The 11570-nt window shown below is 65.7% G+C and carries 12 protein-coding genes; 11 read left to right on the plus strand and 1 reads right to left on the minus strand.

What is annotated here, in order from left to right; genetic code table 11:
• Window positions 1–302: 302 nt before the first annotated feature.
• Window positions 303–476 (minus strand): hypothetical protein, encoded by a 174-nt coding sequence (locus tag J7I98_RS28300; protein WP_251021332.1) that lies wholly within the window; start codon window positions 474–476, stop codon window positions 303–305.
• A gap of 709 nt (window positions 477–1185) precedes the next feature.
• On the opposite strand from J7I98_RS28300, the gene J7I98_RS28305 reads away from it, so the two are divergent.
• From J7I98_RS28305 to J7I98_RS28355, 11 genes are all read left to right on the plus strand, one after another.
• Window positions 1186–1551 carry a DoxX family protein gene (locus J7I98_RS28305; RefSeq protein ID WP_214927874.1) on the plus strand — a complete coding sequence of 122 codons (366 nt, stop codon included), beginning with the start codon at window positions 1186–1188 and terminating at the stop codon, window positions 1549–1551.
• A 26-nt stretch (window positions 1552–1577) separates the two neighbouring features.
• Window positions 1578–3191, plus strand: a complete 1614-nt coding sequence (locus J7I98_RS28310) for a class I adenylate-forming enzyme family protein (protein ID WP_214927875.1) — start codon at window positions 1578–1580, stop codon at window positions 3189–3191.
• On the plus strand, window positions 3191–4090 hold the full coding sequence (locus tag J7I98_RS28315; protein WP_214927876.1) for a hypothetical protein: 900 nt from the start codon (window positions 3191–3193) through the stop codon (window positions 4088–4090). The genes J7I98_RS28310 and J7I98_RS28315 overlap by 1 nt, the downstream gene beginning before the upstream one ends.
• Entirely contained in the window at window positions 4087–4605 is a 519-nt protein-coding gene (locus J7I98_RS28320) for a hypothetical protein (protein ID WP_214927877.1), read from the plus strand. The genes J7I98_RS28315 and J7I98_RS28320 overlap by 4 nt, the downstream gene beginning before the upstream one ends.
• Before the next feature lie 437 nt (window positions 4606–5042).
• Window positions 5043–6689, plus strand: a complete 1647-nt coding sequence (locus J7I98_RS28325; RefSeq protein ID WP_214927878.1) for a fatty acyl-AMP ligase — start codon at window positions 5043–5045, stop codon at window positions 6687–6689.
• Window positions 6690–6789: 100 nt separating this feature from the next.
• Complete coding sequence (locus J7I98_RS28330) at window positions 6790–7050, plus strand: acyl carrier protein (RefSeq protein WP_214927879.1); 261 nt, start codon at window positions 6790–6792, stop codon at window positions 7048–7050.
• Window positions 7051–7286: 236 nt separating this feature from the next.
• Window positions 7287–9641, plus strand: coding sequence for an MMPL family transporter (locus J7I98_RS28335; RefSeq protein WP_214927880.1), 2355 nt, complete (start codon window positions 7287–7289; stop codon window positions 9639–9641).
• 3 nt (window positions 9642–9644) lie between these two features.
• Window positions 9645–9812 carry a hypothetical protein gene (locus J7I98_RS28340; protein ID WP_214927902.1) on the plus strand — a complete coding sequence of 56 codons (168 nt, stop codon included), beginning with the start codon at window positions 9645–9647 and terminating at the stop codon, window positions 9810–9812.
• Window position 9813: 1 nt separating this feature from the next.
• On the plus strand, window positions 9814–10107 hold the full coding sequence (locus J7I98_RS28345; RefSeq protein ID WP_251021324.1) for a DUF4190 domain-containing protein: 294 nt from the start codon (window positions 9814–9816) through the stop codon (window positions 10105–10107).
• Window positions 10108–10513: 406 nt separating this feature from the next.
• Window positions 10514–10693 (plus strand): hypothetical protein, encoded by a 180-nt coding sequence (locus J7I98_RS42995; protein WP_374225180.1) that lies wholly within the window; start codon window positions 10514–10516, stop codon window positions 10691–10693.
• Between the two features lie 71 nt (window positions 10694–10764).
• Window positions 10765–11358: a TIGR00730 family Rossman fold protein gene (locus tag J7I98_RS28355; protein ID WP_308377971.1), complete on the plus strand. Its 594-nt coding sequence runs from the start codon at window positions 10765–10767 to the stop codon at window positions 11356–11358.
• The last annotated feature ends 212 nt before the right edge of the window (window positions 11359–11570 follow it).

The raw sequence follows: 11570 nt of genomic DNA on the forward strand, positions 1-11570 counted from the left end.
TCTCCACGGATCGGCTGCCCTCAGCTTCACCGGACTACTGCGACAGCCCGGCGGCAGGGGTCTTGCACCCCTGCCCGGTAACAGTGGCGCCTCGTGGCGCACCTCGATCTTGTTCCACTTCGACATGCCCGGCCAATGCCGTTGCTTGTACACTGCATGCAGTTCGTCGTGACGCTGGAGCGATGCGGTCGTTGGACTCGACATGCATCCCTGGGTGGGCTTACCTGATCATGTGCGGTTGGGGGCGGTGACCCGGTGGGTGACCCCCGAACTCGTCGCCGAGACGCTGGCCCGGTGCGGCGTCAGGACAAGTAGCCCGGTGCGTTGCCACCCCGCAGCACCAGCCACCAGGCGAATCCCGCCGTGCCCCACGCACGGGCAGCGGCCCCCAGCACCAGTCGTCGCTGCCGCTCATCCAGATGCGGCAGCAACAGCTCGAACGCCTCCGCCAGCCCCGCCTCGACCCCTTCCGACACATCCGAATCCTACGGGTCAACAGACCTTAGAAATCGAGGAGTTATTAATCGTCAGACTCCTGCTCATCTACCCACGGCGGGTCGCACAGGAGGGAGGCGCCGACTATTGCCAGCGTCGACGCCAATCAGATGGTTCCCCGCGTCACGGGGCCGTGCGGGATCTTGAAGTTTCGACCCCCCTCCCTTATTTCCTTGTGGGCGCACGCGAGTTGATGGGTATCAACTCTCGTTTGATGCATGCGAGTTGTCGCCTGCCACTTGGGTGCTGTCGAGGTGCAGGCAGTGTCAACTCATAATTCTGACTCGCGAGTTGAGGTGTGCGTGCTCGCTTGGTGCTTGCTGTGGGTGGCTTGCAAGACCGTGCGTGACGTCGAGCAGCATCCACCTACTAGGCAGTAGTAATTACTGCCTAGTAATCTCTTCACGACTTTTTCACTTGGCTGAGTTGCGTCGCCGTGCGGTGATGGATCATGATCGGCGGGCCATAGTCACGCAAGCCTCCGAGGTACCAGCGGCGAATCGAACATCCCTGATACGAAACCGACGGGGGAGTCGAGTCGGTCGTGCTGAACTCGACTGAGGGGGCATCGCGGCAATCGCGCGCGGCGAACTGTCTTATCTCGAAACGATCACGCCTGGGCTGACAGTGGTGCTCAGACGTGAACGGCCCACTTGAAATGCTGAAATCCGCACATTGGAGACCCCGTAGATGAAGCTCCTTCTTCTTCCGGACCCCTGGTGGCTGCCCGCAATCCTCGCGGCGGTTCTTTTCATTGACGCCATGCTCTCGATCCGGCCGCCCAAGTTTATTCACGACTGCCTGAGCGGCGTCGGATTCCCCCGTGACTGGTGGTGGGCTCTGATCGGCATCAAGGTGCTGGCGGCTGCCGGCCTTGTTGTCGGGCTCCACACTGAGGGAGTCGGCCTCGCCGCCGTGACCGGCGTCATCGCGTACTTCCTCATGGCGTCGTACGCCCACATCCGCGCACGCTTTGTCGGTACGGCGTTCTGGGTCAACTGCCTCGGAATGCTCGCCTTCTCTTGCGCAATCCTTCCTATCTCTTACATCGGATAGCCCCGACTCCCGGCTGAAGGCACCTGATGAAGCGAAAATCAAATCCGCCCAAGAACCTTGCCGTTCTGTTCGACTGGCACGCGGACAAGGCCCGTTCGACGTCCCTGCATCTTGACCGCCCGTTCGACATCGCGCCGAATGCCGGCGTCGATTACGACGCCCAGGCCCTTGCCGGTCTCGTCGCCGATGCGTCCGGTTGGCTCTACGCAGCCGGTGCCCGACGTGGCGATCGCATTGCCGTCATCAAAGAGAACCACTTCGATGTCGTCATGCTGTCCGCCGCGGCCGCGCGCATCGGGGCCATTGCGGCGACCATTTCGGCTGCCAACCGGCCGGCTCACCTCCTCGAGATGCTCCAGCGGCTGCAGCCCGTGGTCACCGTCATCTCCGCAAAGACGCTCGAAACAGCGGCTCGGGCCGGGATCGATCTGAGCACGTTCGGCCGGACCATCCTCCTTGGCGAGGCGGCCGACGACAGCGCCGGCATCCCCCTGGAGCAGCTCGCCGGGTCGCCCGTCCCGGAGATGAGCATCAGGCCGGACGACGAGCCGATGATGATCACCCACACGTCGGGCACGACGAGCACGCCGAAGCTCGTCGTGCATACGGCCGAGACCAATCGCGCGGCGACTCGACTCGAGTTGCTTCCGATGCCGATCATCGTCAACCGGCCCGACGACGTCTGCCTCAGCTCCATCTCGTTTGCTCATTCGCGAGCATATGCGTGGGCATTTGCGCAGTTCCGTTGGGCGCCTAAGCGACTCCTCATCGGAAGCACCCACGACGCGCACGATGTCGAACGCGTCATGGAATCCCAGCGGCCCACCACCATCGAGGCCACGCCGAACGTCTTCCAGCACTGGATTCCCCTGGTGCGCCGCCGGCCCGAACTGTTTGCTCAAGTCCGCTATTACCTGAACACGTTCGACATGATGCATCCGTCGATCGCGCGCCCGTTCATGAATGCGTCGCGCCACAGCCGGGTGATGTGGGGCCACAGCTGGGGGCAGAGCGAAGTCGGCCCGATTGCGGGCGGCGGGTACACCCGCCGCAAAATCAACAAGCTTGCTGGCTCCGTGAACGACAACATGAACAACATGGGCTGGGCTTGGCCCGGGCTGATGAAGGCCAAGGTTGTCGACCCTGACACCGGTGCTCCCGTTCGCCGTGGACAGACGGGAATCCTCATGGTGCGAGGAAAGTCCCTGTTCGTCGACTATCTCGGCGAAACCGATCGCTATGAGGCAAAGAAGTCGGCCGGCTGGTGGAACACCGGAGACGTCGGCTACAAGGACTGCCTCGGCCGAATTCAGTTCGTCGACCGAGCGCTCGATGCCATTCCGGGTGTCAGCGCCACCGAGGTCGAGAGCGTCCTGCTCGAGCGAATCGAAGGGGCCCGCGAAGTTGTTCTGCTGTCGCGGGGCGAGCGTGCGCCCGTGCCCGTAGTGTGCCTCGATTCCGGGACGCTGTCCGACGAAGCGTGGAAGGCTGCTTCCGCCGGACTCGCCCCGATGGGCGACCCGATCGTTGTCACCTGGGACGAATTGCCGCGAACCTCCACCTGGAAAATTCGCCGCAAGGAATTGCGCGAACTCGTGCTCGCAGACGACGAAACCGAGCTTGAAGAGCGGTTCACCTGATGCCTACGACAGATTTCCCGAAGGTCGCACCGGCCACGCGGACCGCTGACTTCGACCCGTTCGAGGCGGCTCTGCACGCGACGCTCGTCGAAATGCCCTACAACAGCGCGACCGAGTACCACCGCGTGTACGGGCAGGATCCCGATGCGCGCCTCGGCGCCGCCTGCATCTACCAGACCGTTGACGTCGCGCGCAGGGCAGAGGCCCTCGGCTCGCCGCCGGCAACCCTCCTGCAGGACGAACGGCACGTGGCAGCCGTGTTCCAGGACGGCGGCGACATCGTCGTGCTGGACCCGTACCTGCTCCATCTCGACCCGATCCGCTTCCCCGCAAGCGAAGTCGAGCAGGGCTCGTCGTCGGTCGAGGTTCCCGCGGCACCCGTGCGCCTCGACGCGGACGGAAAGGAGCGGTTCGCCCGTCTCAGCGCCCGGTACACGGCGCGCGAGGGCGAATACGTCATCCGGCTCAGCTACTCGCGGTTCAGCCCGACCAAGAACGCCACCGTCCTCAGCCGGCACTTCTCGCTCCGGTCGTCGTCCGAGTTCGTTCCCGACGACTTCGCACGGGACATGAAGGCCCTGCTGACGCATCCGGAGCAGACGAGCGTGTCCGTGCGGGCCGTCTCGCCGGATCTGCGCGCCACGACGGAAGCCATCTTGCCTCTGCACGGCTTCGCGGAGCGGGACTTCCGCGCCGATGACATCTGGCTGCGCTCCGGCCAAGGAGCCGTTCTCCACGGCTCTGATGACAGGGCGGCCACCGTGTGGCGCCAACTGGAGACGAGCCTGGCTCTGGACTCCGCCACTCTCAGTGACCATCTCATCGGGGCAGCGCGCATCTATCAGCAGATAGCCGACCCCACCCGTGCAGTCGCACCTTACTCGTTGGACGACGAATGACTTTCAAACGGATCTTCATTGCCGGCACGATCCAAGGCTCGAACCAGGGCTGGAACATCGAGGATCAGTCCTATCGGACCGCGCTCGCGTCGATCCTCGAAACCCACCTCCCGGGCGTCGAATGCTTCGACCCGAGCACGCCCGTCCTGGAACTCCTGGCCACCGCCGAGACCCGTGACGCCGTGCAGCAGATGCTCGGCAGCCTTTCCGAGGCCACGCACATGGACAGCGCCCCGGACGCCGTTCAGAAGGTGCGTACGGCGTTCAGGGAGATGACGAGCGAGGCCGCGAAGTGCGACCTATGCATCGCCTATCTGCCGAACTCCATGCCAAGCATGGGTACTGCCATGGAGATGTACGCCGCCCACCTCAGCGGCGTCCCCGTCGTGACGATCACCGACATGGTGCAGAACCTGTCGATCGTTTCGATTTCCGACTGGATCTTCTCCGACATCCCGGCGTTCGAGAACTGGGTAGCAAAGAGGGCGTCCGTCGAGGAGCCCACGGCCGTCTGACCGGCCAGGGCCGACCCGGCCGACCTGCTGATGCTGTCGGCGCAGGGGACGTTCGTCCGCCGACCATGGGTGGGAAACTCTTCGGATTCCCTTGAGACGTGCGCATCGCCGTAGGTCAGCGGCTCGATGAACCGCACGGCAAGAGTTTCCCCCCATGACGGGCGCCACGGCACCAAGCCCTCCGAGCACCTCGACCCTTTCCTCCGAATCAACGGTCCGCCGCAATGACGGCGCCCCGAACCGCCGCCGACGACGATCGAGCGAGCGGCTGAAGAATCGGGTCTATCACCCAGGAGTTACCACCTGCTATGGTTCCTGATCACATACATGAACAGGTTCAAATATCGTCGAATGTTGACGCGCCCGACGTCCTCACCATGGTCGACGCGCTGCGGCGATCCGCTCTTCGGAATGATGGCCGCGGAGTTCGGTTCCATGTGACACGAGACGAGTCCACGCGCGTCACCTACGCCGATCTCGACCGCATGGGCCGCCATGAAGCTGTCAGGCTGTGGCGTGCCGGATACCGGCCGGGCGACCGGGCGTTGCTCGCATTCGAGCCGAGCCTCGACTTCTTGCGGGCCGTGTACGGAGCGATGTACGCAGGGCTGACGGTGGTGCCTGCACCGGTCACACCGGGCCGGCACCTTGAGGCCATCCGCGACTGGGTCGTGTCCATTGCGGCCGATGCCGGCAGCTCTCTTGTCATGACGACGGAGAGTGTGGCCCAGGAGCTCAGCGGCATGGAAGGCCTGACGCTGTGGCGTCTCTCGGACCTTGGTGACGCAGCACATGCCGAAGCGTGGGAGGAACCTGGCCTCACGCCGGACGACGTGGCCGTACTGCAGTACACCTCGGGCTCGACAGGCCAGCCCAAAGGTGTCGTGATCACCCACGGCAACCTCGTCGCCAATGAACGAAGTATCGCTGCTGTCACCGGCATCGACGCGGACACGGTCGCGGTCGGATGGCTGCCGCACTACCACGACATGGGCCTCGTGGGCATGTACCTCCAGATTGCGTTCGCGGGAGCCGAGCTCATTGCGATGAGTCCCGCGCTGTTCCTTCGCCGGCCTGCGCTGTGGCTCGAGCTGATCACGAAACATCGAGGCACCGCCACCGTCGGCCCCGACTTCGCCTACGCCCTGTGCGCTCGCCTCGTGACCGACGAAAAGCTCGAAGAGCTCGATCTGTCATCGTTGCGGACGGTCATCACCGGGGCCGAGCCCGTGCGGATCAGCACACTGCAGCGGTTCGCCGACCGATTCGCGCGTTGCGGCTTCCAGTTGTCCGCCTTCGTGCCTGCGTACGGCATGGCTGAGGCCACGCTGATCGTGACGGCCAAGCGGCCGGATACCTCGGTCGGCACGCTGGCGGTGGACCCGGCCGCGCTGGAACAGGGCAGTGCCGTGAGCTCCGCGAGTGCGGATGCGGCGGTGCTGGTGTCCTGCGGACCGCCGACGCCGGAGCACGAGGTCGTCATCGTGGACCCGGCTTCGCTCTCGCCCGTTACGGACGGCACCGTCGGTGAGATCTGTGTGCACGGGCCGAGCATCGCCGGCGGCTATTGGCGGCGGCCCGACGAAACCGCCCAGAGTTTCGGAGTCCGCCCCGGCGGATACGGCCGCCCCTTTCTCCGCACCGGCGACCTCGGGTTTCTGCACGAGGGTGAACTCTTCGTGACCGGCCGGATCAAGGACCTGGTCATCGTGCACGGTCGCAACATCTACCCCACGGACGTCGAGACGTCGCTCGCCGGCCACCTTACGGGTCGCGGCGACGCGGTCACCGCGGCGTTCGAGTGGGACGACGGAGGAGTCGTCCTGGTCGCTGAGCACGCCAAGACGTTCGATCCGGAAGCTGTCGAACGCGCGCGGCGTGCCGTCGCCGCCGAATTCTCGCTCGACTCCGTCGCGGTCGTGCTGGTTCGGCGCGGCGCCATTCCGAAGACGACGAGCGGCAAGATCCAGCGTCAGCTCACCCGGAAGAAACTCCTCAACGGTGAGCTGAAGGTCATCCACACCAGCGGTTCCTTGGCTCTCAAGGCCCGTATGGAGCTTGACCTCGACGGAAGCAAAGCATGACCCCCCAGTTGGAGCGCGCTGCCGCTCTTGATACGTGCCTCGGCGGTCCGGGCGGCGTGCGCCCTCCCGGTCGCGAGGAAGAGATGTTCCAGGAGGAAGCATGAGCAGTACTCAGCTCACGCGGACCAATATCGGTGACTGGCTCCGCGGCCGTGTCGTGACGTACGGGGAGCTCGCCCCGGACTCGTTCAGCGACGACACCCCCTTCGCCGACCTCGGATTCACATCGGTGTACGCCCTGACCCTGTGCGGCGACATCGAGGACACTTTCGGGCTGGTGGTCGAACCGACGATCGTCTGGCACCATCCGACGATCCGAGAACTCGCCGACGCCCTCGAAGGGCTGCTCGAGCGGCGGTGATCCGGCGGGTCTGGAACCTCCAGGCGGCGTGCCACTGCTACCGGAACCTGACCGCAGGACTCCAGTAGCGCGTTGCCAGCGGCTCGTTGGCAACAGCGCGACGAACCGACAGTCGCGTAGCCCGAGGGCGAGATCCCCTCGGGCTACCCGGCTGACTGACGCTGAGTCGGTTCACGGCTCGGCGAAAGCACTGCTCACAGCGGTGCATGACAAGCCACCCTTACGAGAGATCACTCATGCCCAACGCCTCCGCCCCGCCCGACCGATCGACCCGTCTCGCACAGCTCATCTCCCGCCGGGGGCGATGGTTCGTGGTGGCTTGGGTCACCCTTCTCGTTCTCGCCGGCGCTTCGGCCGCCACCATTGCCGGCAACCTCTCCGGCGGCGGCTGGTACGTGCAGGGATCCGGCTCCGACGCGGCGGCCACCAAGCTCCAGACCGGGTTCACCGGCCGCGGGAAGACCACCGCCACGCTCGTCGTCCACGACCGGCGGCACACCGTTGCCGACCCCGCGTTCGCCAACCGCGTGCAGGATGTCGTCGATGACGTCCGCCACGACGACCAGCTCCACGTCACCGGGATCAGCGGCTGGACCACCCTCACCGGCGCGTTGAAGAAGCCGTACGTCGGCAAGGACGACCGCACCGTCGTCCACTCGGTCGCCATCAACCTCGACGACGGCACCGCCCGCCGCGAGCTGCCGGCCATCGAAAAGCGGATCTCCGAGCGCTACAAGGCCGACGGCATCGACGCCTCGCTCGTCAGTCCCGCGTCCTTCTGGGGGGAGGTCAATGCTCTCAGCCAGTCCTCCCTGGCCAAGGCTGAGATCATCACCGCCCCGCTGACCATCATCATCCTGCTGCTGCTCTTCCGCAGCCTCGCGTCCGTCGGCGCAGCCCTCGCCAGCGGCATCAGCGGAATCGTCTTCACCGTCGGACTGCTCGGCGCTGTTGCCCGCCACCTTGAGCTGTCCGTCTTCGTGCAGAGCGCGGCGACCATGATCGGCCTCGGGGTCGGCATCGACTACTCGCTGTTCATGATCAGCCGATTCAAGGAACAGCTCGACCGCGGCCACACCGTCACCGATGCGGTCGCCGGCGCGCTGCGCACCGCCGGGCACACCATCGTCGCCTCCGGCGGCACCATCGTGATCGCCATGTGCGCCTTGTTCCTGATCAAGCTCAACGTGATCTTCTCCATCACGCTCGGCGTCGTGGTCGTCGTGGCGTTCTCCGTCCTCACCAGCACCCTGTTCCTCCCCGTCCTGCTGCACTTGCTCGGACACCGCATCAACGCCGGACGCATCCGTCTTCCTGGCCGCCGCAACAACACGCGCCTGGAGGACTCCCACTGGTACCGCATCTCCGCACAGGTGATGAAGCGCCCGGTGGTCTTCCTCACGGTCGTCGTCGCCGGACTGCTCGCGCTCGCCTCTCCGGCCGTCAAGATGCAGATCTTCTCCCCCGACGCCCGCATCCTGTCGGAGTCCTCCTCCGTCCGAACCGGCTACGAGCGCATCCAGGACGCCTTCGGTGACGGCGCCACATCGCCCATGCAGGTCGTCGTCACCGCGCCCGCAAAGGCCGGAACCGCCGACGTGGACAAGGAACTGGCCGACCTGCAGAACCGGCTGGAAGACCTGCCGCACGTCGCCCGGGTCGACTCCGCCGAGGGAGTACTCAAGGGCCTCTCGCCCACCGCCCGTGACGGAGCGGAGTACCAGGCCCTCAACAAGCCCGGGTACGACAAGCTGCCCAGCGAGGCGCGGCAGGTGATTCACCACTACGTTTCCGCCGACAAGACCAAGATCGTGTTCGAGGTGGTCCCCGACTCCCCGTCCTCCACCTCCGGAACCCGTGACCTGCTGACCGACGTGCGCGACAGCACCAGCCACCTGTCCGCGGGGATGACCGCGGTCGTCGGCGGCGAGACCGCCGAGGACACGGACGCCAACAAGGTCATCCAGGACGGTCTCGTCCCCGTCGTCGCGGTCATGCTGATCGCCGTCTACCTCGTGCTTCTGGCGACCTTCCGCTCCCTGCTGCTGCCGCTGAAGGCCATCGCCATGAACCTCCTGTCGATCTCCGCCACCTACGGCGTCCTCGTCCTGATCTTCCAGGACGGTTACGGCACCGAGCTGCTGCACTTCGACCACACCGGCTACCTGCAGAACTTCATCCCGGTGCTGCTCCTGGCCCTGCTGTTCAGCCTCGCGACCGACTACGAGGTCTTTCTCCTCGACCGCGTCCGCGAGGAGTACGTCGCCACCGGCGACAACACGACCTCCGTCAGCCGCGGCCTCACCCGCACCGCACCGCTCATATCCGGGGCGGCCATCCTCATGGTCGCCGTCTTCGGCGCCTTCGGATTCGCCGGTCTGGTTCCCATCCAGCAGCTCGGAATCGGCCTCGCCCTCGCCGTCCTCATCGACGCCACTCTCGTCCGCCTCCTCCTCGTTCCCGCGGCCATGCGCCTGATGGGACGCGCGAACTGGTGGATGCCCGGCCGACCCGACCCCGCCCGCGCGCCGGGCACTGCCACCGGAAGCCACGAGAGCGAAACGGTGGCCAACACCCCTATGCCTAGTTAGGACATGCAGATGGTTGCCGTCTACTCGCTATTTCTCCTTGGACTCGGCATCGGAACCGTCGCCCATCTCCCGGCGGCGATCTCCGCCGCCCTGGGTGGTGCCATAGCCGCCGTCCTCAGCGGCTTCTGGTACCACGAACGCCACAACGGCCAATGCGACGAAGGAGCATGAGATGGCCACTCGGACAACCAGCGTGCAGAAAGCTACCCGGGTAGTTCCCCTCAAGCGGCTGTCCGTGTCCGACGCCGACGCACGCGCCGTCGCCGCCTTCACCCTCGGAACGCTGGGGCTCCTTGCCGGAAACATTTTCCTCGGCCCGGCAGCCATCGTGCTATCCATCACCGCGTTCAAACACCGCACCAGCCGCCCCGGCCTGGCCACGACGGCGATCCTGCTCGGCCTAGCCGATCTAGCCGTCTTGGCGATCCTCATCGTCCGCGACGGCACCGTCTCCTGGGCCTTCTAACTTGACCTCCCGGGGACGGGCCCCCCGCGGCGGGATACATGCCCGGCGCCCACGGGTGCGGTGCGACACCGCGGTCGCTGACGACAGAACGCTGGCCCGCCGTTTATCCGATGCCAAGTTCGGTGAGGGCCTGGAGGCTGTCGGGGGTGAGTTTGGCCCGCCGCTGCGGACTTTTGATGTAGGAGAGCCAGATGCCGAGTTTGATCTCCTGTCCGTCCTAGCGGTGTTCGACGTGGTGGCGGGGGACGCGGACGTTGCGCCTGTGAATCTCATCCGTGCTGGTGGGAGGTAGCACGGCGCCACGCCGCCTGGCGCTCCACGCGCCCCGGCAGACCGCGCACCGTGCGCTCGGTCCGCGCCCTGGCGGTGCGCTTGGCCAGGGGAATTCCGCCTGGGGCTACGGAGGGTGCACGAGGAACTGCTGGTCCTCGGGGTGAAGGTGGCCGCATCTACTGTCTGGGAGATCGTGCGGGATGCCGGCATCGACCCCGCGCCGAAGCGAGCTGCCACGAAGCTCGACCCAGCGCTGCTGGCCCAGCTCACAACAACGGCCGGTGAATGGGCAACTGCCCAACGCACCTCCTGACCGGAACACCCCTCAACCAGTGACCCCGACGATGGGGTCCGATCACCCGTGTCTGTCCTGGAGAAGAAATCGTGTTCAGTAGTAGTACGACTACGCCCACCCGCAGGATCGCCGTGTTCTGCGACTCCCGCTCCGGCGTTGGCGTCGAACACGTCAGCCTCGCCTACGACTTCGGTGTGGCCATGGCCGCCCGCGGCACTGGTCTCGTCTACGGCGCCGGCGGCACAGGCGTCATGCACGCCGTCGCCAAAGGCGTACTGGATGGCGGGGCTGGGGTCACCGGCGTCGTCCCGTTCAGCCTGCGCGAGCGTGAGAAGCCCACGGACGTGCAGGGCGAGGTCTTCGTGGTACGCGACATGCACGAGCGCAAGGCGCTGATGTACCGGCTCTCCGACGCGTTCGCGGTCCTGCCCGGCGGTATCGGCACTCTCGACGAGCTGATGGAAGCGGCCACCTGGAATCAGCTCGGCTTCCACCGCAAGCCGCTCGTCTTGGTCAACCGGGACGGGTTTTATGACCCGGTGGTCCGCCTCCTGGACCACCTCGTCGACCAAGGCTTCCTCGCCCCCGAAGAGCGAGGCATGATCAGTGAGACTGACGATGTGGAGTGCGCACTGGACCTGCTCGGTTGCCGACGCCAGGTGCCTGTCGCGCTTACTGAGTGAGCAGAACCGAGAGGTCAAGGCGCTGGACCTCAACTTCTGTGTCAGGCAGCACCATCTGCTGTTCCTCAGGCTGTTTCCCCCACGTCGATGCACTCCGCCTGAGCAGCACGCCGCGGCCCCACAGGGGTCGCGGTCTTCACCTGCCGGCCGGGACCAGGCGAGCGACCCTCGCCGGGGCCCGGCCCTTGCCCAGAGCTTTCACACATCCGGAG

The sequence above is a fragment of the Streptomyces sp. ISL-98 genome, assembly GCF_018614055.1.
Taxonomy (GTDB): Bacteria; Actinomycetota; Actinomycetes; order Streptomycetales; family Streptomycetaceae; genus Streptomyces; species Streptomyces spiramyceticus.